Annotated in this window: 23 protein-coding genes; 14 read left to right on the plus strand and 9 right to left on the minus strand. The window is 72.8% G+C overall.

The annotated features are described in order from the left end of the window. From OE229_RS12825 to OE229_RS12840, 4 genes are read left to right on the plus strand one after another with little or no spacing between them, the layout of a single operon-like run. Entirely contained in the window at positions 1 to 954 is a 954-nt protein-coding gene (locus OE229_RS12825; protein ID WP_262138324.1) for an ABC transporter permease, read from the plus strand. Next, entirely contained in the window at positions 951 to 1,817 is an 867-nt protein-coding gene (locus tag OE229_RS12830) for an ABC transporter permease (RefSeq protein WP_182065766.1), read from the plus strand. Before OE229_RS12825 ends, OE229_RS12830 begins: the two co-directional genes overlap by 4 nt. After that, a complete protein-coding gene (locus tag OE229_RS12835) occupies positions 1,814 to 2,635 on the plus strand; it encodes an ABC transporter ATP-binding protein (RefSeq protein ID WP_262138326.1) in 822 nt (273 codons plus the stop codon). Before OE229_RS12830 ends, OE229_RS12835 begins: the two co-directional genes overlap by 4 nt. Beyond that, positions 2,632 to 3,417, plus strand: a complete 786-nt coding sequence (locus tag OE229_RS12840; RefSeq protein ID WP_259578056.1) for an ABC transporter ATP-binding protein — start codon at positions 2,632 to 2,634, stop codon at positions 3,415 to 3,417. Before OE229_RS12835 ends, OE229_RS12840 begins: the two co-directional genes overlap by 4 nt. 154 nt (positions 3,418 to 3,571) lie before the next feature. Here the strand turns inward: OE229_RS12840 and OE229_RS12845 are convergent, their stop codons facing one another. Further along, positions 3,572 to 5,017, minus strand: a complete 1,446-nt coding sequence (locus OE229_RS12845) for an amidase (RefSeq protein WP_262138328.1) — start codon at positions 5,015 to 5,017, stop codon at positions 3,572 to 3,574. 40 nt (positions 5,018 to 5,057) lie between these two features. On the opposite strand from OE229_RS12845, the gene OE229_RS12850 reads away from it, so the two are divergent. Further along, on the plus strand, positions 5,058 to 5,357 hold the full coding sequence (locus OE229_RS12850; protein ID WP_262138329.1) for a hypothetical protein: 300 nt from the start codon (positions 5,058 to 5,060) through the stop codon (positions 5,355 to 5,357). A gap of 36 nt (positions 5,358 to 5,393) precedes the next feature. On the opposite strand, the gene OE229_RS12855 is transcribed toward OE229_RS12850, so the two are convergent. Beyond that, positions 5,394 to 5,810: an HIT family protein gene (locus OE229_RS12855; RefSeq protein WP_262138330.1), complete on the minus strand. Its 417-nt coding sequence runs from the start codon at positions 5,808 to 5,810 to the stop codon at positions 5,394 to 5,396. A 52-nt stretch (positions 5,811 to 5,862) separates the two neighbouring features. On the opposite strand from OE229_RS12855, the gene OE229_RS12860 reads away from it, so the two are divergent. After that, on the plus strand, positions 5,863 to 7,536 hold the full coding sequence (locus tag OE229_RS12860; RefSeq protein ID WP_262138331.1) for an ABC-F family ATP-binding cassette domain-containing protein: 1,674 nt from the start codon (positions 5,863 to 5,865) through the stop codon (positions 7,534 to 7,536). Between the two features lie 43 nt (positions 7,537 to 7,579). Continuing rightward, positions 7,580 to 8,503, plus strand: coding sequence for a L,D-transpeptidase (locus OE229_RS12865; RefSeq protein ID WP_262138332.1), 924 nt, complete (start codon positions 7,580 to 7,582; stop codon positions 8,501 to 8,503). Positions 8,504 to 8,520: 17 nt separating this feature from the next. Here OE229_RS12865 and OE229_RS12870 read toward each other — a convergent pair whose 3' ends face one another. Both OE229_RS12870 and OE229_RS12875 read right to left on the minus strand, forming a co-directional pair. Continuing rightward, on the minus strand, positions 8,521 to 9,093 hold the full coding sequence (locus OE229_RS12870) for a gluconokinase (RefSeq protein WP_182066492.1): 573 nt from the start codon (positions 9,091 to 9,093) through the stop codon (positions 8,521 to 8,523). After that, complete coding sequence (locus OE229_RS12875) at positions 9,090 to 10,646, minus strand: GntP family permease (RefSeq protein ID WP_262138334.1); 1,557 nt, start codon at positions 10,644 to 10,646, stop codon at positions 9,090 to 9,092. Before OE229_RS12875 ends, OE229_RS12870 begins: the two co-directional genes overlap by 4 nt. A gap of 207 nt (positions 10,647 to 10,853) precedes the next feature. On the opposite strand from OE229_RS12875, the gene OE229_RS12880 reads away from it, so the two are divergent. Further along, positions 10,854 to 11,552, plus strand: coding sequence for a FadR/GntR family transcriptional regulator (locus OE229_RS12880; protein ID WP_262138336.1), 699 nt, complete (start codon positions 10,854 to 10,856; stop codon positions 11,550 to 11,552). A 133-nt stretch (positions 11,553 to 11,685) separates the two neighbouring features. On the opposite strand, the gene OE229_RS12885 is transcribed toward OE229_RS12880, so the two are convergent. The 5 genes from OE229_RS12885 to OE229_RS12905 all read right to left on the minus strand — a co-directional run bounded on the left by OE229_RS12885 (position 11,686) and on the right by OE229_RS12905 (position 15,133). Further along, complete coding sequence (locus tag OE229_RS12885) at positions 11,686 to 12,291, minus strand: GNAT family N-acetyltransferase (RefSeq protein WP_027465815.1); 606 nt, start codon at positions 12,289 to 12,291, stop codon at positions 11,686 to 11,688. Between the two features lie 9 nt (positions 12,292 to 12,300). Then, entirely contained in the window at positions 12,301 to 12,984 is a 684-nt protein-coding gene (locus OE229_RS12890; protein ID WP_262138338.1) for a uracil-DNA glycosylase, read from the minus strand. Positions 12,985 to 12,989: 5 nt separating this feature from the next. Next, a complete protein-coding gene (locus OE229_RS12895) occupies positions 12,990 to 13,709 on the minus strand; it encodes a Type 1 glutamine amidotransferase-like domain-containing protein (RefSeq protein WP_262138339.1) in 720 nt (239 codons plus the stop codon). Continuing rightward, on the minus strand, positions 13,706 to 14,233 hold the full coding sequence (locus tag OE229_RS12900) for a phosphoribosyltransferase (RefSeq protein WP_051596753.1): 528 nt from the start codon (positions 14,231 to 14,233) through the stop codon (positions 13,706 to 13,708). The genes OE229_RS12895 and OE229_RS12900 overlap by 4 nt, the downstream gene beginning before the upstream one ends. 126 nt (positions 14,234 to 14,359) lie before the next feature. After that, complete coding sequence (locus OE229_RS12905; protein WP_262138340.1) at positions 14,360 to 15,133, minus strand: SDR family oxidoreductase; 774 nt, start codon at positions 15,131 to 15,133, stop codon at positions 14,360 to 14,362. 123 nt (positions 15,134 to 15,256) lie between these two features. On the opposite strand from OE229_RS12905, the gene OE229_RS12910 reads away from it, so the two are divergent. From OE229_RS12910 to OE229_RS12935, 6 genes are all read left to right on the plus strand, one after another. Further along, a complete protein-coding gene (locus OE229_RS12910) occupies positions 15,257 to 16,345 on the plus strand; it encodes an acyltransferase family protein (protein ID WP_262138341.1) in 1,089 nt (362 codons plus the stop codon). Positions 16,346 to 16,661: 316 nt separating this feature from the next. Next, the gene (locus OE229_RS12915) at positions 16,662 to 17,993 is read left to right on the plus strand and encodes a bifunctional o-acetylhomoserine/o-acetylserine sulfhydrylase (protein WP_263344538.1); all 1,332 of its coding nucleotides are present in this window, start codon (positions 16,662 to 16,664) and stop codon (positions 17,991 to 17,993) included. A gap of 299 nt (positions 17,994 to 18,292) precedes the next feature. Next, on the plus strand, positions 18,293 to 19,495 hold the full coding sequence (gene metX, locus OE229_RS12920) for a homoserine O-acetyltransferase MetX (protein ID WP_263344539.1): 1,203 nt from the start codon (positions 18,293 to 18,295) through the stop codon (positions 19,493 to 19,495). 133 nt (positions 19,496 to 19,628) lie between these two features. Continuing rightward, complete coding sequence (locus OE229_RS12925) at positions 19,629 to 20,786, plus strand: sensor histidine kinase (protein WP_182066483.1); 1,158 nt, start codon at positions 19,629 to 19,631, stop codon at positions 20,784 to 20,786. Then, complete coding sequence (locus OE229_RS12930; protein ID WP_262138343.1) at positions 20,783 to 22,105, plus strand: hypothetical protein; 1,323 nt, start codon at positions 20,783 to 20,785, stop codon at positions 22,103 to 22,105. The genes OE229_RS12925 and OE229_RS12930 overlap by 4 nt, the downstream gene beginning before the upstream one ends. An 86-nt stretch (positions 22,106 to 22,191) precedes the next feature. After that, complete coding sequence (locus OE229_RS12935; protein WP_262138345.1) at positions 22,192 to 22,863, plus strand: response regulator transcription factor; 672 nt, start codon at positions 22,192 to 22,194, stop codon at positions 22,861 to 22,863. Positions 22,864 to 22,909 lie beyond the last annotated feature (46 nt).

Here is a 22,909-nt window from a genome sequence, read left to right on the forward strand (position 1 = left end):
GTGACCCGGTTCCTCATCGGGCGGGTGCTCCTGCTCGTCGTCGGCCTGCTCGTGGCGAGCGTCATCATCTTCGCCACGCTCCGCGTGCTGCCCGGTGACGTCGCCCAGGTCGTCGCCGGCACGCAGTCGACCCCCGCGCAGGTCGAGCAACTCCGGCAGCAGCTCGGACTCGACCGGCCCGTCGTGGTGCAGTACCTCGACTGGATCGGCGGGGTGTTCCGCGGTGACCTCGGCCGCTCCCTGGTGACGAACGGCGCCGTCGCACCGGAGATCGCCCAGAAGCTCGCGATCACCCTGCCACTCGCTGCGATGTCCCTGGCGACCGCGCTGGTGATCGGCGTCCCGCTCGGGGTGATCGCCGCGGTGCTCCGTCGCCGACCGGGCGGTGCGGTGATCGGGTTCGCGGCGCAGGCGGTCGCCGCCGTGCCCGTCGTGTGGGCCGGCATGCTCCTGGTCGCCCTGTTCGCGGTGACGCTGCACTGGCTGCCGACGCAGGGCTTCCCGCTCGACGGCTGGTCGGAACCCGGGCGGGCGTTCGCGTCGCTCGTGCTGCCCGCGCTGACGATCGGTGCCGTCGAGGGTGCCGTGATCCTCCGGTTCACCCGGTCCGCCACGCTCTCCGTGCTCGATGCCGACCACCTGCGCACCGCCGCCGCCGTCGGGCTCACCCGCACGCAGGCGTTGCTCCGACACGGCCTGCCGAGCGTCGCCCTCACGGTGCTCGCCGTGCTCGGGGTGCAGATCGCCGGGCTGCTCGTCGGGGCCGTCGTCGTCGAGCAGCTGTTCTCCCTGCCCGGAGTGGGCCGGATGCTCGTGACCGACGTCGGCCGCCGCGACATCACGAAGGTGCAGTCGGAACTGCTCGTGCTCACCGGACTCGTGCTGCTCGTCGGGTTCGCCGTCGACGTCGTGCACCGCGCCCTCGATCCCCGACAGCGCGAGGTGCAGGGATGATCCGCCGCCTGGTGTCCCGGCCGACCGGGGTTTTCGCCGTCGTCGTGCTCGGACTGCTGCTCGTGCTCGCCGCCGTGTCGCTCGTCTGGACGCCGCAGGACCCGTTCCGCGCCGACCCGTTCCACCAGTGGGAGGGTCCGAGCGCCGCCCACTGGTTCGGTACCGACGCCGCCGGCCGCGACATCGCGAGCTACCTGCTCGCCGGCACCCGCACCACCGTGCTCGTCGCCGTCGGCTCCGGGGTGATCGCGAGCTTCGTCGGGATCGTCCTCACCGCGATCGGTTCGCTCACCGCCCGCTGGGTGCGCGAGGGCACCGCGGTCCTGCTCGACATCCTGGTGGCGTTCCCGACCCTGCTCACCGCGATGCTCCTGACCGCGGTGTTCGGCGGCTCGCTCGGCGTGGTGATCGTCAGCGTCGGGTTGTCCTTCGGCGTGACGATCGCCCGCGTGGCCCGCGGTGAGATCCGGCGGATCGCCCGGAGCGATTACGTGACCGCGGCCCGGGCGTCCGGCGTCGGTGGTGCCGGGGTGCTCTTCCGTCACCTGGTGCCGAACGCGGCGCCGCTGTTCACCGTGCAGCTGTCGCTCGCGATGGCCACGGCGGTGCTCGCCGAGGCCGGGCTGTCCTACCTGGGCTACGGCGCCGGATCGGACACCGCGTCCTGGGGCAGCCTGCTGTCCGACCTGCAGACCTACATCGGGGTCCACCCCTGGAGTGCGACCTGGCCGGGAGCCGCCATCGCCCTCGTCGTCGCGGCACTGTCGTTGCTCGGCGACGCGGTGCGTGACGCCTCGGACCCACGGCTGACGACGAACGACCGCACCGATCCCGCCACGACGACCCCGGGGCTGACCGCATGACCGCCCACGCAGCCGGCACAGCCGGCACAGCCCACGCCACCGCAGCCTCCGGGCTCGAGGTGCGCGGGTTGTCGGTCCGGATCACGGGGCGGACGATCCTGGACGACGTCAGCTTCACCGTGCCTCCCGGCCAGCGCGTCGGCGTGATCGGCGCGAGCGGATCCGGCAAGTCGATGACCTCGCTCGCCCTGATGGGGCTGGAGCCCACCGGCGCCGTCGTGACCGGCAGCGTCCGCCTGGACGGCACCGAACTCGTCGGGCTGCCCGACCGCGAGCGCGCACGACACCGCGGATCGGGCATCGCGATGGTGTTCCAGGAGCCGGGCACCGCCCTCGACCCGCTGCGCCGCGTCGGCGCGCAGATCGCGGAGCCGCTCCGGCTGCACCGCGGGCTCGACCGGCGTGCGGCCCGCGCGGCGGCCGTCGACCTGGCGGCGTCCGTGGGCCTGCCCGACCCGGAGTCACTGCTGCGGCAGTACCCGCACCAGCTGTCCGGCGGGCAGCGGCAGCGGATCTGCATCGCGATGGCGATGGCGGGCGAGCCGTCGTACCTGGTGGCCGACGAGCCGACCACGGCGCTCGACGTCACCACCGAGGCCCGCATCCTCGACCTGTTCGAGCACCTGCCGGCGGGCATGGTGTTCGTCACCCACGACCTCGCCGTGCTCGCGCGCATCGCCGACACCGCCGTGGTGCTCGACGCCGGCCGGGTGGTCGAGCAGGGCCGCGTCGCGGACCTGCTCGCCGCACCGCAGCACCCCGCCACCGCCGCGCTCGTCGACGCCGCACGTGCCACCGCCAGGAGGACCGCCCCGTGACCCTCCCCGTCCTCGAGGCCACCGGTCTCCACCGCACCTACCGGCTCCCCCGCCGCGGCCCGTTCGAGCCCGGTCCGGTCCGCACCGCCGTCGACGGTGTCGACCTGATGGTCGCCCCCGGCGCACGGCTCGGCATCGTCGGCGAATCGGGATCCGGCAAGTCCACGCTGGTCCGGTTGCTCGCCGGCCTGGAGGCCCCTTCCGCAGGCACCGTCGCAGCCTCCGGCCGCCCGGTGGTCGCGTCCCGGTCCGCGCGTGCGTTGCGCTGGTTCCGTCGCGAGACCGGGGTGGTGTTCCAGGACCCGTACGCGTCCCTCGACCCGCGGATGCGAGTCGGCGCGATCGTCGCCGAGCCGCTGCGTGCCCTGCAGGTCCCGGGGTCGCACGCGTCGCTCGTGCGCGAGGTGTTGGAGCGCGTCGACCTGCCCGCCGACACGGTCGACCGGTTCCCGCACGAGTTCTCCGGCGGGCAGCGACAGCGGATCGCGATCGCCCGCGCCGTCGTGCACTCGCCGCGGATCCTGTTCGGCGACGAGCCGATGAGCGCCCTCGACGTGGTCGTCCGCGCCCGGGTGATCGAGCTGTTCCGGTCGCTCGCCGACGACCTCGGGCTGACGCTCGTGCTGGTGTCGCACGACATCGGTGTCGTGCAGCGGCTGTGCGACACGGTCGCGGTGATGTCCGACGGCCGGATCGTCGAGCACGGGCCGGTGTCGCTCCTGGACGCGCCGCAGCACCCGGTGACGCGGGCGTTGGTGGCGGCGGCGCCGACGCTGCCGTAGGCGGGGCGGCGCGGGGCGGCGCAGAGCGGGCGGGGCGGCGCGGAGCGGAGCGGCGCACCGTGCGCGTCCCGTCGCTCCGGCCTGACTACGCCGCACGGTGCGCCCAGCGCCCGCACCCCGCGCACCGGTGCGCGGAGCAGCCACGGGCCTCCCGTCAGGCGGTCCAGGCGGCCGGGTGCCGCCGCTGCCAGCGCAACCGGCGCTCGAGCTGCGCGCCGATCGCGAGCAGGACGCGCTCGCCGCCGGGGCGTCCGATCAACTGCACGCCCATCGGCAGGCCGCCGCCGTCCGGGTGGTCGTCGTCGGTCACGCCGACCGGCAGGGTGATCGCGGGGAGCCCGGACACGTTCGCCATCGACGTCCACGGCGAGTACGCGCACTGGCGGCGGAAGTCCTCGTCCGGGTCGTCGCCGTACCAGCCGAGGGGCCTCGGCGTCATCGCGAGGGTCGGCGTGAGCACCGCATCGAACCGGTCGAACGCGCCGATGAGCGTCGTCGAGAAGGTGTCGAGCGTCGACATCGCGTCGAGGACCTGCGTGCCGGACAACGCCTGTCCGCGGGCCACGAGCCAGGCCACGAGCGGGGTCAGCGACGACAGGTCGATGCCGGGCACCTCCGGCAGTCGGGCGGCCGAGCTCTCCCACGCCACCCGGAACGCGTCCGCGTACGGCACGCGGGGCATCCGGACGTCCTCGACGCCGTGTCCGACCTCGCCGAGCACCCGCACGGCGGTCTCCACGGCGGCCCGGGCCGCGGGGTCGACGACCACGTCGACGGTGTCGTCCCAGGGCGAACCCTCGAGCACCCCGACGACGAACCGGCCCTCGCCGCGGACGGCGGCTGCGGTGAACGGCCCCTCGCCGACGTCGGGGGTGACGAGTGCGTACGGCGACGGCTCCGGCAGCCCGGTCGGCGCGACCAGCGCGTCGAGGAGCATGCCCGCGTCGGCGACGGAGCGGGTGAGCGGCCCGGCCACGGACAGGCCGCCGACTCCGGAGCGGCCGGGCATCGACGGCACGCGTCCGCGGCTCGGCTTCAGGCCGACGAGTCCGGTCGCCGCGGCGGGGATCCGCACGGATCCGCCGCCGTCCGACCCGACCGCGGCGGGCACGAGTCCGGCGGCGACGGCGACGGCCGCACCACTCGACGACCCGCCCGGCGCGCGCGTGGTGTCGTAGGGGTTCCGCGTCAGGCCGAGCCGGGTCTCGGACGACGAGGACATGCCGAACTCCGGTGACGCGGTCTTGCCGAGGCTGACGGTGCCCGCAGCGTCGAGCGCGGCGACGAGCGGGTGGTCGGCCGACGCGGGCCGCTCCGGCAGGCTCGCGGTGCCGTTCCGCGTGGGGACCCCGGCGCGGTCGTACAGGTCCTTGTCGGCGGTCGGGAGGCCCCACAACGGTCTCGACGTCGGCACCAGGTGGCCCAGACGATCGGCTCGGGCCCGGGCAGCGTCCGCGGTGACCGTCACGAAGGCGCCGAGTCCGGCGTCCAGGCGTTCCACGCGGGACAGGTAGTGCTCGGTGACCTCGAGGGCGGTCGCCTCGCCCCGGCGGATCCAGTCCCAGAGTTCCTGTGCGGAGAGGTGGTGGAGTTCGAACACGGCTCCGAGCCTAGGCGGCGGTGGCCCGTATCCTTCGACGGTGGACACCACTCTCCCCTCCGGCACGACGAAGCGCCGGATCGAACTCCGGCTCGTCCGGCCCCTGTTCGCCTGGTTCGCCCGGCCGACCGTCACCGTCGACGGGGTGGGGCACCCGGCCCAGTGGGGCACCGGCACGTGGGCGGTGCCGGACGACGGCGACACGGTGATCGGCGTGTACCTGTTCAACCGAGCGTGGCGGTTCGGGGCGGCCTCGGTGTCGGTCGCCGGCGCGACGGCGCTCGAGTACCGAGGCGGGCTGCTGCCGGTGGGTGCGGGTCGGCTGACCCCGCGGGGCTGAGGGTCGCGCCGGGCCGGGCAGGGTCTGCTCGGGCGGCTAGTCGAACATCTCAGCGAGGAGCGCGTGCGGGTCACCGTCGACCACGTGCGCCGATCGTCGCTCCGGCCAGTGCGTCGTGGCGTCGTCCGGCCAGCACGGCACGACGTGGAGGTGCAGGTGCGGCACGCTCTGACCGGCGTCCGCACCCGATGCCTGCAGCACGACGGTCCCGGTCGCACCGAGCGCCCCCTTCATCGCACGGGCGACACGCTGCGCCAGTGCCGTGGTGGCGGCGAGTGCCGTGGGCCCGGCGGTGAGCAGATCGGCGGTGTGCTCGACCGGTACGACCAGGGTGTGGCCGGGAGCCAGCGCCGAGTCGGGCAGGGGTGCGAAGGCGACGGCGTGGTCCTCGCGTTCGACCCACACGGCGGGTTCGTCACCGACGATCACGGCACAGAAGACGCAGGAGTCCATCGGCCCAGTCTGCTGCACCCGGGGTGCCCGCTCCGCGTGGGACGATGGGCGCATGACCGCCACGCTCGTCGCCAAGGGCCTGTCCGGCGGGTACGCCGCTCGCACACTGTTCGACTCCCTCGACCTGACGGTGGCGCCCGGTGACGTGATCGGGGTCGTCGGTGTGAACGGTGCCGGCAAGTCGACGCTGCTCCGGCTGCTGGCCGGGGTCGACGAGCCGCTGGCCGGCACGGTGTCCCTGGCGCCGACGGACGCGTTCGTGGGGTGGCTCCCCCAGGAGCACGAGCGCATCGCGGGCGAGACCGTCGCGGCGTACCTCGGGCGGCGGACCGGCTGCACCGAGGCGACCGTGACGATGGACGCAGCAGCGGCGGCGCTCGGGGACCCCGATGCCGGCGACGCAGCGGCCGATAGGTACTCGGCGGCGCTCGACCGCTGGCTCGCCGCGGGAGCCGCCGATCTGGAGGACCGGATCCCGGCGGTGCTCGCGGACCTCGGGCTCGAACCCGGCACCGGCGACTCCACGGCGGACGGCGTCGGCCCGGACTCCCTGATGACCGCGCTGTCCGGCGGGCAGGTCGCCCGGGTCGGGCTCGCCGCGCTGCTGCTGTCGCGGTTCGACATCGTCCTGCTCGACGAACCCACCAACGACCTCGACCTGGACGGCCTCGACCGGCTCGAGGCGTTCGTGCGCGGGCTGCGCGGCGGGGTGGTGCTCGTCAGCCACGACCGTGAGTTCCTGGCGCGCTCGGTGACCTCGGTGCTCGAGCTCGACCTGGCGCAGTCGTCGAACCGGCTGTTCGGCGGCGGGTACGACTCGTTCCTCGAGGAGCGCGAGATCGCCCGGCAGCACAAGCGGGACGCGTACGACGAGTTCGCGTCGACGAAGGCCGACCTGGTCGCACGGGCACGGACGCAGCGCGAGTGGTCGAGCCAGGGTGTCCGGAACGCCATGAAGAAGAGCCCGGACAACGACAAGATCCGCCGCCGTGCCGCCTCGGAGTCGAGCGAGAAGCAGGCGCAGAAGGTCCGGCAGATGGAGTCCCGCATCGCCCGGCTCGACGAGGTCGAGGAACCGCGCAAGGAGTGGCAGCTCGAGTTCACGATCGGCAGCGCACCGCGGTCGTCGGCCGTCGTCGCGACGCTGTCGGACGCCACGTTCACCCAGGGCGACTTCACCCTCGGCCCGGTCTCGCTGCAGGTCGACGGCGGTGACCGGATCGGCATCACCGGCCCGAACGGCGCCGGCAAGTCCACCCTGCTGCGGGCGCTGCTCGGCAAGCAGGCGCCGACGACGGGCACGGCCTCGCTCGGCTCCAGCGTCGCGGTCGGCGAGGTCGACCAGGCGCGCGCCGCGTTCACCGGCGACCAGCCCCTGGCGGCGGCGTTCGAGGCGATCGTCCCCGAGTACACGACCGCCGACGTCCGGACGCTGCTCGCGAAGTTCGGGCTGAAGGCGGACCACGTCGGCCGACCGGCCTCGGCGCTCTCCCCCGGCGAGCGCACCCGGGCAGGCCTCGCGCTGCTGCAGGCCCGCGGGGTGAACGTGCTCGTGCTCGACGAGCCGACCAACCACCTCGACCTGACCGCGATCGAGCAGCTCGAGCAGGCGCTGGAGTCCTACGACGGGACCCTGCTGCTCGTCACACACGACCGGCGCATGCTGGAGACCGTCCGACTCGACCGGCAGTGGCGGGTCGAGGGCGGCACCGTCACCGAACGCTGACGGGTCGACCGGACGCTGACGCATCGACCGAGGGGGACGCACCATGCGACGCAACACCTGGATCGCGACGACCGCCGGGGTGGTGGTGCTCGCCGTCGCCGCCGTCGTGGTGGGGGTGACCGTCGGGTCGCCGGCATCGGAGCCGACCCGCACGGCCCGGGCCACGACGACACCGACCCCGACCCCGAGCGCCACGCCGAAACCGAAGCCGACGCTCGCGGCCGTCCCCTCCGCTCCGTCCGACGCGACCCTGGCCGCGCTGCCGTTGGCGTTCCACGACGCCGTCGTACCGCAGTTGCTCGACGGCGGGGACGTCGACCCCGAGGACACCTGGCAGATCGCGACCCCGCGTACGCCGCTCGTCGCCCTGTACGCGAGCCCGTCGAGCCGCGCTCGGCCGGTGGCGACCCTGTCCCACCTGGTGTCGACGATCAACCGGCCCGCGGCGACCGCAGTGTGGGGTCGTTCCCCCGGCCGGGACGGCGGGATGCTCCTGGTGTCGACGCCGTCCCGCAACCGCACCCCCGGTGACGGCGGCGACCCGGACGCCCCGAGCGCGACGTTCGCCTGGGCCCGGGCCGCCGACTTCACCCTGACGCGCACCGACCGGATGATCACGGTCGACGTCGCCGCCAGCACGGTGTCCGTCGTCACCCGCACGGGCACGGTCACCGCCACCGAGACCGCGCGGCTCGGCACCCCGGAGGATCCGACACCGACCGACACCGCCACCTACGTCGAGGCGGCGTACGTCGACACCCGCGTCGCGTACACGCAGGGCAACCCGATCATCCTGACCGGGGCGCACTCGTCCCGGATCCCGTCGTACGGCGGCAACGCCGCGCTGACCGCGCTGCACTACTACCCGGACCCGACCGGCAGCTCGCACGGCTGCGTCCGGATCTCGGCGGAGATGACCCGCACCCTGGCGGCGCTGCCCGTCGGCACCCCGATCCGGTTCAGCTGAGGACCGGCGCCGGCCGATCAGTCGCTCGGAGTCCGCACCAACCCGAGTCGCTCCACGACCTCGGCGCTCTCCTCTTCCGGCGTGCGGTCGGCGGCGATGGTCAGGTGGGCCTCGTCAGGCTGCGGCGGCTCGAGCGTGGCGAGCTGCGACCGCAGCAGCGACGTCGGCATGAAGTGCCCGGAACGCTGTGACATCCGCTCCTCGATGAGGGCACCGTCACCGGCCACGTGCACGAACACCACCCCGGGCGCCCGCAGCACGTCGCGGTACGAACGCTTCAGCGCCGAGCAGGTCACGACGCCGTTCGTCCCGGCGTCCAGGTGCCCGCGGATCCACCCGGCGACGACGTCGAGCCACGGCCAGCGGTCCTCGTCGGTGAGCGGGGTGCCGGCGCGCATCTTGTCGACGTTCACCTGTGGGTGCATCGCGTCGCCCTCGGCGAACTCCCACCCGACCTGCTCCGCCACCATGGCGGCGACGGTCGACTTGCCGGACCCGGAGACCCCCATCACGACCAGGACGCGGGCATCCAGCCCGGTATCGGCCGCCCGGGCAGCACCGGCCCCGCCGGCACCTCCTGCGCCGCTCATCGGATGAACACCCCGGCCAGCAGGACCCCGAGCAGCCCGAACACCGAGATGAGGCACTCGAGCACCGTCCACGTCTTGAACGTCTGCCCCACCGTGGTGCCGAGGTACCCCTTCACCAGCCAGAAGCCGGCGTCGTTGACGTGCGACAGGAACACGGAGCCGGCACCGATCGCGAGCACGAGCAACGACGTCATCGGGGTCGACAGGTCGGCGGCGATCGGCGCCATGATGCCGGCGGCGGTCACGGTGGCGACCGTGGCCGACCCGGTCGCCACGCGCACCAGGGCCGAGACGACCCAGGCGACGAGCAGTACCGAGACACCGGAGTCCTTGACGGCGTCGGCGATCACGCCGCCGATCCCGGTGTCGATGAGCACCTGCTTGAAGCCGCCGCCGGCGCCGACGATGAGCAGCACCCCGGCGATCGGGGGCAGCGCGCTCTCGAGCGACTTCGACACCGCCGAGCGGTCCATCCCGCCACCGATCGCGAAGAAGACCATCGCGTAGACGGCCGCGATGCCGATGGCGATCATCGGCGAACCGAGGAAGTCGAGCAGGCTCACCCACGAGCCGGCGGCGTCGGGGGCGGTGGCCTCACGGATCGCCTGGGCGAGCATGAGCACGACCGGCAGCAGGATGCCGATCAGGGCGACGGTGAACGACGGGCTGCGCGGCTCGCTGATGACGCGCGTGAAGTCGCTCTTGCCGTTGGGCAGGGACGCGGTGTCCTGCGTTGCGGGGCGACGGCGTGCCTGGCGTCCCGAGTGTGCCGGGTCGTCGGCGAAGGCGGCGGACCCGGAACCCGACCCCGAACCCGGCCCGGCGGTGGCGACCGCCCCACGCGACCCGAACATGTCGGGCACGGGGATGTCGACCCAGCGGGCCGCGAACCGGGCGAAGAGCGGTCCGGCCAGGATGATCACCGGGATCGCCAGCACGATGCCGAAGGCGAGCGTGGTGCCGAGGTTCGCGCCGACGGTGGAGATCGCGACGAGCGGGCCGGGGTGCGGCGGGACGAACGCGTGCATCGTCGACAGGCCGACCAGGGCGGGGACGGCGATCTTCATGATCGGCACCTCGCTGCGCTTGGCGACCAGCACGATGATGGGGATGAGCAGGACGAGCCCGACCTCGAAGAACATGGGCAGCCCGATGAGCGCCCCGATCAGGGCCATCGTCCACGGCAGCGCCGCCTTCGACGACTTCCGCACCAGCGTGTCCACCACGCGGTCCGCTGCGCCCGAGTCGACGAGCATCTTGCCGAACATCGCCCCGAGCCCGACCAGGATGCCGACGCTCGTCATGGTCGCGCCGAAGCCGTTGCCGAAGCTGGTGACCGCCTTGTCGGGAGCGAGCCCCGCGCCGATGCCGACGCCGAGCGCGCCGATCGTGAGCGCGATGAACGGGTGCACCTTGAGCCAGGTGATGAGCGCGATGATCACCACGATGCCGACGAGCGCCGCGATGATCAGCTGCGGGATCGAACCGGACGGGTCGACCGTCTCGGTGGTGCCACCCGCGGCGAGCAGGTGGTCCGGGAGAGCGTGAGGCATCAGCGCCCCTTCCTGGAGTCGCTGCTGCGCGGCTCCGTCGCCTTCGTGTCGAGGGTGGACTGGCGCGACGAACGCCGACCCTCAATAATCTGATTAATCAGACTATACGACGTCGTCCCGCGCGCCAACCGCCCGTCCCCGGAGTCTGCCGCTTCGATGGGACCGGCGTCACGGCGACCGCGTGACCCGTAGTGCACGGAGGAAACGATGCCCACCGCACGCGGACTGCACGCCCACGTGCTCGACACCCTGGGCCAGCGGATCGTCGACGGCGACCTGGCCACGGGTTCCGTCGTGCGACCCGAACTGGTCGCCGACGAGTTCGGGGTGTCCCGTTCGGTCGTCCGCGAGGCCCTGCGCGTCCTGCAGTCCCTCGGCCTGGTCGAGCCCCGGCAGCGCGTCGGCACGCTCGTCCGCGACATCACCGCGTGGGAGCTGCTCGCCCCCACGGTGATCCGGTGGCGCGGTACCTCACCGGCGTACTTCGTGCAGCAGCGGGAGCTCGTCGAGCTCCGGCTCGGCGTCGAACCGGTCGCGGCGTCCCTGACCGCCGGCTCCGCGGGCGCGGACGCCGTGCTCGCCGCCGCCGAGGACATGCTCGACGCCTGCGGACGTGAGGACAGCCGCGCCTACCTGGAGGCCGACGTCCGCTTCCACCGTGCACTGCTCACCGGGTCCGGGAACGCCGTGTTCGCGCACTTCGCCGGCACGGTCGAAGCCCTGCTCCGCACCCGCACCTCGGAGTCGCGCGACCCCATCACGCGCTGGACGCGCGAGGCGGCGCTCCGGCACCAGGCGGTCGGGCGCGCAGCGGTCGACGGTGACGCGGTCGCCGCAGCGGCGGCCGCAACCGCGCTGCTCCGCGTGACGCGCGACGAGTTCATCACCGAGGCGCCGGCGGACTGACGCGACCGGGCGACGGCCTGGAGGCGCGTGCCGGGGCCGCCACGGGCCTCCCGTCCGCCCCGCGGCCGCGGCTCGAGCATGACGGACGTCCGTCAGGTCCGTCGCGTCGGTACCGGCGCCGCTGCAGGCTCGGTCAGCGTCGACGCGCGAACAGCCGCGGGCCGCGCAGGCGGAGCCGCATCGTGACCGTGCCGAGCCAGCGGTCGTACTTGTAGCCGACCTTGCCCATCCGGCCGACCTCCTCGAAGCCGAGCCGCTCGTGCAGCCGGATCGACGCCTCGGCCTGCCGGTCCGCGATGACGGCGACGACCTCGCGCACGCCGGCCGAACGGCACTCGTCGAGCAGCGCCTCCATCAGCGCGCGACCGAGCCCCTTGCCACCAGACGCGGCACCGAGGTAGATCGAGTCCTCGACGACGTGGTTCGAACGGTCCCGCGGGTTCCACGCGTCGACCAGGGCGTACCCGAGGATCTGCCCGGCGGGGTTCTCCGCCACCAGGAAGGGCAGGCGGCGCTTCCGGATGTCGTCGTAGCGCTTCTTCCACGCGGCGTACGTGAACGCCGCCGGGTCGAAGGTCACCGACGAGTTGCGGACGTAGTGCGTGTGGATCTCGCGCACGTGGGGCAGGTCCCCCACCTCGGCCGCACGGATGCGGTACTCGAAGGCCGTCTCGGTCGCCGCCGGGGCACGCAGGTGTCGCGGCAGGACCCGCCGTCGCTGGTATTCCTCCTCGAGCACGTGCCGAGCCTACTGAGCGGGCAGCGTCCAGTCGACGGGCGGTGCGCCCTGCGACTCGAGCAGCGCGTTCACCTGCGAGAACGGGCGACTGCCGAAGAACCCGCGCGACGCGCTCAGCGGGCTCGGGTGGGCCGACGCGACGACGGGGGTGTCGCCGAGGAGCGGCCGCACCGACCCGGCCTGGGCACCCCAGAGCACGGCGACGAGCGGGGTGCCACGGGCGACGAGCGCGCGGACGGCCTGGTCGGTCACCGCCTCCCAGCCCTTGCCACGGTGGCTGCCGGCCTCGCCCGCCTGCACGGTGAGCACCCGGTTGAGCAGCAGGACGCCCTGGTCGGACCACGCCCGCAGGTCGCCGTGCGGGGGCGGCGTCACCCCGAGGTCGTCGGCGAGCTCGCGGTAGATGTTCGCCAGGCTCCGCGGCACCGGACGGACGGCCGGGTCGACCGCGAAGGACAGACCGATCGGGTGGCCGGGCGTCGGGTACGGGTCCTGCCCGACGACCAGCACCTTGACGGCATCGAACGGGGTCGTGAACGCGCGCAGGACGTCACCGCCGGCGGGCAGGTAGTGCCGGCCCGCGGCGGTCTCGTCGCGCAGCCACGCACCGATCCGGTGCACGTCGGGCTCGACCGTTGCGAGGGCATCGGCCCAACCGGGGTCGACCAGGTCGGCGAGCGGCCGTGGTTCCACGGCGGCTACGCGCCCATGGTGGCGACGGCCACCGACTCCTCGCCGGCCATCACGCGCCAGACGCTGCCGGTCCCCCGGACCTCGAGCGCGCCCTCGCCGACGACGAGCGTGGTGTCCTCGTCGATCGCGAGTCCGGCGGTGACGAACTCGGCCTCGGCGCTGGCGATGAGCCGCGCGAGTGTGCCGGCCTGCACCGCGTGCACGTCGATGGTCAGGTCGACCAGGCCGAGGCCCTCGCGGAGCTCGACCTCGTCCAGACCCTCGGACGCCGCCTCGGGGCAGATCTCGACGCCGCCGATGCGCCAGCCGCCCACCAGGGCACGGTCGGCGGCGATCATCGCACCGGCCGAGTAGCCGAGGTAGGGCAGACCGTCGGAGACGAGCAGCCGGAGCTGGTCGACGAGCGGGACGATCGCCGCCAGGTAGTCGGGGGTGACGCCGCCACCGACCACCAGGGCGTCGACGTCGCTCAGGACGGTGGTGTCGAAGACCTGACCGGCCGCGACCTCGGTGACGAGCACCTCGGCCGTGCGCGCACCGCCGAGGACCTCGGCGATGTCGGCGGCCGACGACGGACTGCCGCCGTCCGTGCCCGCCACGGAGAGCAGGGCGATGCGCGGGACGCTCCGACCGACCGCTGCCGAACGGGCGGTCGCCTCGGCGAGGAACGGTGCAGCGGCGTCCGAGGCGGCGAAGAGACCGCCGCCGACCAGGTGGATGCTCACGACTCGGCCGTCACGGGGGCGAGGGCGCTCCACGGGAACGTGATCCAGCCGTCGACCCGGCGCCACACGTGGTCGGGCTCGAGGACGGTGCCGGGCTTCGAGTACAGGCAGGCGCTCCGGACGTCGGCACCGGCGTTCCGGATGATGTCGACCACCAGGCGCAGGGTGCGGCCGGAGTCCGACACGTCGTCGACGACGAGGACGCGCTTGCCGGCCAGGCTCGGGGCGTCGAGGGCGGGGGCCAGCACGACCGGCTCTTCCAGCCGCTGCTCGACGTCGGTGTAGAACTCGACGTTGATCGAGCCGCACTCCTTGGTGCCGAGGGCGTACGCGACGGCGCCGGCGATGATCAGTCCGCCGCGGGCGACGGCGACGACGACCTCGGGCTCGAAGCCGCTGGACAGGACGTCCTTGGCGAGCAGTCGTGCGGCGTCACCGAACTCCAGCCAGCCGAGTACCTCGGGCCCACTCGTCACGGTCACGGTGGACGGAGCCGCGGGCTCGGGTTCGCTGCTGATCGGCATCCGACCACGGTACCGGCAGGGAGCCCACGCCCGCGACCCACGCCCGCCGCCCGGGCGCTGCGCGGGTCCGGCGCAGGCACTGCGCGGGTCCGGCACAGGTGCGGCGGGGGTCCCGCGCGCGTCGGCTCAGCGGGGCGTCAGCGGGCCGCGCGCCAGCTTGTGCTGCGCCGACTGCGCCACCGGCCGGATCGTCACGAGGTCGAGGTTCACGTGCGTCGGCAGCTCCACCGCGTGCACGATCGCCTCGGCGACGTCGTCGGCCACGAGCGGCTCCGGCACGTCGTCGTACACCGCGGCGGCCTTCTGCTGGTCCCCGCGGAACCGGGTGAGCGCGAACTCGTCGGTCTTCACCATGCCCGGCGCGATCTCGACGACGCGGATCGGCTCGCCGTTCAGCTCGAGCCGGAGTGCGCCGACCAGGGCGTGCTCGGCGAACTTCGCGGCGTTGTAGCCGCCACCGTTCTCGTACGCGACGAACCCTGCGGTACTGGTCACCGTGACGATGTCCGCTCCCCCGGACGCGCGAGCGCGGTCACGCAGGTGCGGCAGCAGCGCGGAGACGACACGCTTCGTGCCGATCACGTTGACCTCGAACATGGCGCGCCAGTCGTCGACCTCGGACTCCTCGACGCTCGCCGAACCGAACGCCCCACCGGCGTTGTTCACGAGCACGTCGGCGCCGCCGAGGTCCGCGACCCGCGCGGCGAGCGCCGCGACGTCGTCGGCGGCCGTGATGTCGGCGACCAGGGTGTCGGCCCCGGTCTCCGCGGCGAGCGCCTCGAGCTTCGCGGCGCGGCGGGCCACGGCGAGCACGTCCCAGCCCCGCGACCGGAACAGCCGGACGGTGGCCGCCCCGATGCCCGAGCTCGCTCCGGTGACGACTGCGCGCCGTGCTGCCATGTGATCTGCCTCCTGCGTCGGTGACCGGAGCGCGTGGTGGCCCGGTCCGTCCACCGTACCGAGCGGGACGCTTCCGGCACCGCACCGGGCCGTCCAGGTCACGATCCGGTAACGTGACCGGCGATGACGACGGATGCCGCCCCTCCCGCCCCCTCGGCCCCGGCGACGCAGCTCGAGCCCGGCCGAGCCCCGCGCCGGATCCCGATGTGGGACACCGCGCGGTTCGTCGCGGTCACGCTGGTGGTCATCGGCCACGCGATCCAGCGCCAGACGCCGGCGAGCGAGCACGCCCTGGCCCTCTACACGTTCATCTACGCGTTCCACATGCCGGCGTTCGGCGTGATCAGCGGCTACTTCTCGTCGGCGGACACCCCGACGGCGAAGCGGATGCGCCGGACGATCACGGACATCGTCGTGCCGTACATCATCATGCAGACGATCTGGACCGTGGTGCAGGGCATCGTCGAGGGCGGCAAGGACTTCAACCCGACGAAGCCGACGTGGACCCTGTGGTTCCTGCTGGCCCTGGGCATCTTCAAGCTGATCCTGCCGTACCTTGCGCAGCTGCGGTGGCCGCTGTTCTGGGCGGTCGTGTTCAGCATCGGCGTCGGCTACTTCGACAACGTCGACTCGACGCTCTCGCTGTCCCGCGCGATCAGCCTGCTGCCGTTCTTCCTGCTCGGGTGGCAGGTCAAGCAGTGGGGCGTCTTCGACCGCTGGTACGAGGCGTCCCGCCGCACGGTCGTCCGGGTGCGGATCGCCGCCGTCGTGGTGTTCGCCGCGTGGGCGGTGTCGTGCGCGGTCTGGATCCCGCAGTTCAAGGAGTTCGACCTGCACCACTGGTTCTTCTACGACGACTCCTACTCGGGGCTCGGCGAGGACGCCTGGTGGGCGGGTGCGGTGCGCTTCGGCCTGATGCTGCTCGCGACCCTGCTGACGGCGTCGTTCCTGGTGCTGATCCCCCGTCGGAACATCTGGATCACCCAGTTCGGCGCGGCGACGATGTACGTGTACCTGCTCCACACGTTCGTGCTCTACCCGATCCGGGAGTCCGGCGTCCTGGCCGGCGAGCACTCGGCCTGGCCGTTCGTGCTCCTCATGGTCGTCATCGCGTGTGCTGTCAGCCTCTTCCTGGCGCAGCCCTTCGTGCGACGCGGGATGCGGTGGTTGCTCGAGCCCAAGGTCGACTGGCTGTTCCGCCGCGACGCGTGACCCCTTCCCCCTTCCTCGCACCGTGCGAGACCCATCCGCGAACGGTGCGAGGTTCCGTCCGTGGTGCAGGGGACCGAGGCTTGCACCGAGTCCGGAACCTCGCACCACAGGTGACCTCGCACGGTGCGACCCAGCGTCGCGCTCCGCGGACGGGAGGCGCGGGGTGCGTCGGGCGGGTGCGTTACGTCCCGAGGCGGGTGCGGTGGTGCGGGCCCGGCCACCTGCGTACCGTGACACCCGACGCACAGCCGCGCCGCGCCTCCAGCCCGAGCGCAGGGCGACCCGACGACCAGCCGCACCGGACAGGAGCACCAAGATGACCGAGCACGACGCCGCGCAGTGGCAGTTCGAGACCACCCAGGTCCACGCCGGCGCGCAGCCGGACCCGACCACGGGCGCCCGGGCGACGCCGATCTACAAGACGACCTCGTACGTCTTCGCGAACTCGGACGAGGCACGCGACCTGTTCGCGCTCGCCAAGCCGGGCAACATCTACTCCCGGATCATGAACCCGACGAACGACGTCGTCGAGCAGCGGGTCGCCGCGCTCGAGGGCGGCTCCGGGGCCCTGCTCGTCGCGTCCGGCCAGGCGGCCGAGACCTACGCGGTGCTGAACATCGCCGGTGCGGGTGACCACATCGTGTCGTCGTCGTCGATCTACGGCGGCACGTACAACCTGTTCAAGTACACGCTGGCGAAGCTCGGCATCGAGACGACGTTCGTCGAGGACCAGGACGACCTCGAGGAGTGGCGCCGCGCGGTCCGACCGAACACGAAGCTGTTCTTCGCCGAGACCATCGGCAACCCGAAGATCAACGTCCTCGACATCACGGGCGTCAGCGACGTCGCCCACGAGTCCGGCGTCCCGCTCATCGTCGACAACACGATCGCGACGCCGTACCTGATCCGTCCGTTCGAGCACGGCGCCGACATCGTGGTGCACTCGGCCACGAAGTTCCTCGGCGGCCACGGCACGGTCATCGGCGGGATCATCGTCGACGGCGGGACGTTCGCCTGGTCGCAGCACGCCGACCGGTTCCCGGAGTTCAACACGCCCGACCCGTCGTACCACGGTGCGGTCTTCGCCGAGGCGGTCGGCAACGAGCTCGCGTACATCGTGAAGGCCCGGGTGCAGCTGCTCCGCGACCTCGGTGCATCGAACTCGGCGGACACGGCGTTCGCCCTGCTCCAGGGCATCGAGACCCTGTCGCTCCGCATCGAGCGGCACGTGTCCAACGCGCAGGAGATCGCGGAGTGGCTCGACCAGCACCCCGACGTCGCCACCGTCGCCTACGCCGGGCTGCCGACGTCCCCCTGGTACGCGGCCGCGAACCGGTACGCGCCGAGGGGCGTCGGTGCCGTGCTGTCGTTCGAGCTCAAGGGCGGGGTCACCGCGGGCAAGGCGTTCGTCGACAACCTGCAGCTGTTCTCGCACCTGGCGAACATCGGCGACGTCCGCTCGCTCGTCATCCACCCGGCGTCGACCACGCACTCGCAGCTCACCCCCGAGCAGCAGCTCACCACCGGGGTCACCCCCGGCCTGGTCCGCCTGTCGGTCGGCATCGAGAACATCGCCGACCTGAAGGCCGACCTCGAGGCCGGGCTCGCCGCGGCCCGGGCGATCACGCAGGAGAGCCAGCGCGCCTAGGGGGAGAGCCAGCGCGCGGAGGGGTGGTACGCCACCGGCTGCGTGCTCGCCTGCCGATGCGCGCGCATGTTGCGACGCCCCACGTGTCGATCGACGCGTGGGACGTCGTTCGTTGCACACGCATCCGGTACCTGCGCATGGTGCGACGATCCACGAGTCGAACGACGCGCACGATGTCGGAAGATGCGCACACACGGAACGGCGAGCGCGATCCGAGCGCGGCCCGGAGGCCGGCCACGCGGCGGGCGTGACGTAACACGGCGGCGGCGACCCGCGCCTCCCGGCAGACTGGACGCACGATGGACTGGCAGACGACCCCCGAGGACTCCGTGCCGTCCACCCTGGTGCCCGGCACCGAACTCGGCACCCTGGGCAAGCCGCCCGTGACCGGTGCCTGGCGTCCCGGTGACCACCCGGGTGCACGCCGGTTCGAGTCCCTCGGCGAGCAGTGGGTGCGCGGCGGCCGTCTACCGTCCGTGCGCGTGGCGTACGAGACGTGGGGCACGCTCAACACCGCTCGCGACAACGCGGTGCTCGTCCTGCACGCACTGACCGGGGACTCGCACGTCGCGGGTGCCGCCGGCCCTGGCCACCGCACCGCCGGATGGTGGGGCAACGTCGTCGGCCCGGGGCGGGCGATCGACACCGACCGGTGGTTCGTGATCGCGCCGAACATGCTCGGCGGGTGCCAGGGCACCACCGGGCCGTCGTCGGTGTCGCCGTCGGGCGCGGAGTGGGGCGCACGGTTCCCGTTCGTGACGGTGCGCGACCAGGTCGAGGTGCAGGCGCAGCTCGCCGACCGGCTCGGCATCGAGACCTTCGCGGCCGTCGTCGGGGGGTCGATGGGCGGGATGCACGCCCTCGAGTTCGCGGTCTCGCACCCCGCGCGCGTGCAGCGGCTGGCGGTCCTCGCGTCGACGGCGCAGACCACCGCCGACCAGATCGCGGCGAACTCGCTGCAGCGGGCGGCGATCCAGATGGACCCGGCGTTCGCCGGCGGCGACTACTACGAGGCCGATGTCGGCGAGGGCCCGCACCGCGGACTGTCCCTGGCCCGGCGGATGGCGCTCATGACGTACCGCGCCTCGGACGAGCTGAACAGCCGCTTCGCGCGGTCCTGGCAGAGCGACGTCTCCCCGCTCGGCGACGACGGGCGGTTCTCGGTGGAAAGCTACCTCGACTTCCACGGCAACAAGTTCACCCGGCGGTTCGACGCCTCGAGCTACGTCACGCTGACGTACGCGATGGACTCGCACGACGTCGGTGCCGGGCGTGGCGGGGTGTCGGCCGCCCTCGGGCTGGTGACCGCACGGACCCTGGTCGTGGGGATCTCGAGCGATCGGCTGTTCCCCGTCGAGGACCAGCACCGGATCGCCGCGGGCGTGCCGGACGCACTCGACGGGGACACCGCAGCGGTGATCGAGAGCGAGTTCGGACACGACGGGTTCCTCATCGAGCACGAGCAGGTCGGGGCGCACCTGCGGCGGCTGCTCGAGTCCTGATCGGGCGTGCCGGCCACCACGGCGCGCCGAAGACCCCCCAACGGGTGGCGCGCGTGGAATGATGGCGTGGAGCCCGGCACTGACCGACGCTCGGTTTCCCGCACCACCCAGATCGTCACCAACCAGGACATCGATGGACTTCATCGCACAGGAACGCGACCGCTTGCTGCGGTCGGCGACCCGTGTCGTGGGCATCGTCTGCGCGCTCGTCAGCGTCGTGGGCATCCTCTCCGCCGCCGCCGTGCCCACGCTGCCCCTCGTCGGCGCGCTCCTCTGCATCGCCGCGATGATCACCGCGCTCGTGTGCTTCGGCCGCGGCGGCGAGGTGTGGTGGACCGCCGCCATCGTCGTCGCCGGACTCGCCGCGATGGTGCTGCTCTTCACCGGCGTCGACGACTCGGCACGTCCGCTCGTCGCCAGCGCCGTCATGCCCCTCGCCGCCGGCGGGCTCTCGGCACCGCTGATGGCGCAGCGCGGGCACCCGGTCGGTCTCGGCATCACCATCGCCGGGGGCGGCGCCGTGGTGGTGCTCATGGTCTGGGGGTCGGGCTCACTCCTGTCCACCCCCGTCAGCGGCGCACTGCTCGGGTGGGTCCTGATGGCCGTCGTGGCGATCTGGATCTCGCGCAGCATCCCCCGCGTCGCCCGACGCATCTACAGCATCGGCACCGCCCACCGTGCCGAACGGCAGGCCAGCGAGACCGAGGCGCAGCGCCGCCAGGGTGCCCGCCTGCTGCACGACACCGTGCTCGCGACCCTGACGCTGCTGGCGCACTCCGGCGTCGGCGTCTCCGAGCAGGCGATGCGCGAGCAGGCCGCCGAGGACGCCCGACTGCTGCGCCACCTGCGCCTCGGTGCGACCCCGCAGCCCTCGCAGTCCGGTGACTACTCACTCACCCGCGAAGAGGAGTCGCCCCTCGGGCAGACCCTGGAGTCGGTCAAGCAGCGCTTCGGCCGCATGGGACTCGAGGTCAGCTGGCACGGCACCGGTCAGGTCCTGCTGCCGTCGAACGTGCTCGACGCGTTCTTGCTCGCGCTCGGCGAGTGCCTCGAGAACGTCCGTCGGCACGCCGGCGTCGGCGAGGCGCACGTCACGATCGTCCACGACAACGAGGTCGTCCGTGCGATGGTCACCGACTCCGGCGTCGGCTTCGACCTCACCACCGTCAGCGCCGAGCGACTCGGCTTCAAGGAGAGCGTCGTCAACCGCCTGCGCGAGGTCGGCGGCGACGCGAAGCTCTTCTCCGCGCCGGGCTCCGGCACAACCGTCGTCCTGGAGGCACCGCGATGACCCGGGTCCCCGAGGACACCATCGGCCGCAGCCTGCCCGGCGAGACGGCTCCGCCCGCACCCCGCACCCGCCGCGAGGCCCGCGAGCTGTACCGGACGAGCGAGCGCCGACAGGCCAGAGGGCTCCCGTCGACGTCGACCGGCGCCCGGTCCCTGCGGCAGGCCGCGAAGCCCGGTGCCTCGCTCGGCGCCGGTTACCTCGGACTCGGCGCCGCGGTCCTCACCGCGATCGAGGCCGCCGCCGGCATCGCGTTCTTCCTGGTGCGCTGGAACGAGTACTCCGACCCGTGGCTGCCCGCGGTCGCGTGGGCGCTCTACGTCGTCGCCGCCGTCGGCGTCGGGCTCAGTGTCCTGACGTACGGCGAACGACTGACGGGCCCGGCCTTCGCGTTGATCTGCGTCGTGCTGGCCTGCGTGGTCACGCTCGACTTCATCGGCATCTGGCCGGAGCACGACATCGCGCACACCGCAACGGCGTCGATGGCCGCGGGGTTCGCCCTGCTGCCGATCGCCACGCTCCGGCCTGCCCGCGAGGTCGCAGCCGCCATCGCCGTACTCGGCCTCGCGTTCGTCGTGATGGCCGTTGCGTCGACGCCGATCACGAACGACACCATGCCCGGCATCGTGTCCCTGCTGTCGCTCGTCGTCGTGCCGCCGGCGCTCGCGCTGTACGTCGTGCAGCGGTTCCGCCAGCTCGTGCAGCGCGAACTCGACCGGGTGCTCGTGCAGAGCAACGTGCAGGCACCGCAGTTCGCCGTCGGCATGCTCGCCTCGGACGAACTCGCCCGGCTCGACCTGGCCGCCGAGAAGCTGCTCGACGCCGTCGCCAACGGCACCGACCCGCTGCCGTTGTCCGACGCCTCGAGCTCCGTCGCCGCGTCGCTCGCCACCGAGCTCCGCCTGCACCTGATCGAGGGCCGCCGCGAGACCTGGCTCTACCACGCGATCACCGAGTCCGACCACCTCGGCCGCTCGGTGAGCGTCGCCGACCCGACGGCCCTGGCCGGGCACCTCTCCCCGACCCAGCGCGACGGGCTCCTGCAGGCGATCTGGCAGATGGTCGGCGACGGCCGCACCGCGCAGCCCGGCATGCCCGTCGTCTCCGTCACCCTCGGCCCGATCGGCTCCGACGGCCACCCGGTCAGCGACGACACGATGGACGTGCCCGTCGTCATCGAGTCCCGCGGCGTGCCGCGGCGCAGCCTCGGTCCGACGGCCTGGAGCGCCCTGCAGCGCATCGGCCCGTACACCGAGACCGTCCGGGACGGCACGCTGCACATCGTCGCGCACTGCGTCGTGAACCGACATCCGTCGATGTAGCCGCCGGACACCCGCACGCCTCACCGACTTCCAGCCCGCATCCTCCTAGGATCGGCCGAGCAACCGCACCGAGAAAGGACGCCAGCATGGCGACTCCAGAGGAACCGATCCGACTCGCACTGGTCGACGACCACAGGATGCTCCTCGGCGCGCTCACGGAGTGGATCCGGAACGCCGCCGACGACATCACCCTGGTGGCCGCCGTCACGACCTGGCCCGAGCTGCTGACGAGCCCGGCGTTCCCCGTCGACGTGGTGCTGCTGGACCTGGACCTCAAGGACTCCATCCCGGTGTCGCTGAAGATCTCGACGCTCAAGACCGCGGGCGTCAAGACCGTCGTGATGAGCACCTACTCGGAGCCGAACGTCGTGCGCGAAGCCCTCGGCGCCGGCGCCCTCGGGTACCTCGTCAAGAGCGAGGACGCCGACATGATCGTCGAGGCGATCCGCTCCGCCCAGCGCGGCGAGCAGTACGTCTCGGCTGAGCTCGACCTCGCCATCAACAGCGGCAACGTCGGCGGCGTCCCGAAGCTCAGCGCCCAGGAGCGTCGCGTGATGGCCCTGTACGGCGGTGGCGAGCCCGTCAAGAGCGTCGCCTACCAGCTCGGCATCTCCGAGGAGACCGCGAAGAGCTACCTCAAGCGCATCCGCGAGAAGTACCGCGTCGCCGGCTTCGACGTCGGCACGAAGGTCGCACTCCGGAAGCGTGCGATCACCGACGGCATCATCGTGCAGGACGGCAGTCCGCTGGGTCTGTAGCGCGCGTTGCGTTGCGCTTCGTGAGCACAAATGGTCGGGTTCCGTC

This window comes from Curtobacterium poinsettiae, from assembly GCF_025677645.1.
In the GTDB taxonomy this organism is placed as follows: domain Bacteria; phylum Actinomycetota; class Actinomycetes; order Actinomycetales; family Microbacteriaceae; genus Curtobacterium; species Curtobacterium poinsettiae_A.

What these genes read in the sequence shown, in the direction of transcription:
- OE229_RS12930 (WP_262138343.1), top strand. Translation starts at nt 20,783, where the DNA reads ATGACCCGGGTCCCCGAGGACACCATCGGCCGCAGCCTGCCCGGCGAG.
- OE229_RS12860 (WP_262138331.1), top strand. Translation starts at nt 5,863, where the DNA reads ATGACCGCCACGCTCGTCGCCAAGGGCCTGTCCGGCGGGTACGCCGCT.
- OE229_RS12935 (WP_262138345.1), top strand. Translation starts at nt 22,192, where the DNA reads ATGGCGACTCCAGAGGAACCGATCCGACTCGCACTGGTCGACGACCAC.
- OE229_RS12925 (WP_182066483.1), top strand. Translation starts at nt 19,629, where the DNA reads ATGGACTTCATCGCACAGGAACGCGACCGCTTGCTGCGGTCGGCGACC.
- OE229_RS12855 (WP_262138330.1), bottom strand. Translation starts at nt 5,810, where the DNA reads ATGGACTCCTGCGTCTTCTGTGCCGTGATCGTCGGTGACGAACCCGCC.
- OE229_RS12900 (WP_051596753.1), bottom strand. Translation starts at nt 14,233, where the DNA reads ATGCCGATCAGCAGCGAACCCGAGCCCGCGGCTCCGTCCACCGTGACC.
- OE229_RS12870 (WP_182066492.1), bottom strand. Translation starts at nt 9,093, where the DNA reads ATGAGCGGCGCAGGAGGTGCCGGCGGGGCCGGTGCTGCCCGGGCGGCC.
- OE229_RS12875 (WP_262138334.1), bottom strand. Translation starts at nt 10,646, where the DNA reads ATGCCTCACGCTCTCCCGGACCACCTGCTCGCCGCGGGTGGCACCACC.
- OE229_RS12915 (WP_263344538.1), top strand. Translation starts at nt 16,662, where the DNA reads ATGACCGAGCACGACGCCGCGCAGTGGCAGTTCGAGACCACCCAGGTC.
- OE229_RS12835 (WP_262138326.1), top strand. Translation starts at nt 1,814, where the DNA reads ATGACCGCCCACGCAGCCGGCACAGCCGGCACAGCCCACGCCACCGCA.
- OE229_RS12905 (WP_262138340.1), bottom strand. Translation starts at nt 15,133, where the DNA reads ATGGCAGCACGGCGCGCAGTCGTCACCGGAGCGAGCTCGGGCATCGGG.
- metX (WP_263344539.1), top strand. Translation starts at nt 18,293, where the DNA reads ATGGACTGGCAGACGACCCCCGAGGACTCCGTGCCGTCCACCCTGGTG.
- OE229_RS12830 (WP_182065766.1), top strand. Translation starts at nt 951, where the DNA reads ATGATCCGCCGCCTGGTGTCCCGGCCGACCGGGGTTTTCGCCGTCGTC.
- OE229_RS12865 (WP_262138332.1), top strand. Translation starts at nt 7,580, where the DNA reads ATGCGACGCAACACCTGGATCGCGACGACCGCCGGGGTGGTGGTGCTC.
- OE229_RS12880 (WP_262138336.1), top strand. Translation starts at nt 10,854, where the DNA reads ATGCCCACCGCACGCGGACTGCACGCCCACGTGCTCGACACCCTGGGC.
- OE229_RS12910 (WP_262138341.1), top strand. Translation starts at nt 15,257, where the DNA reads ATGACGACGGATGCCGCCCCTCCCGCCCCCTCGGCCCCGGCGACGCAG.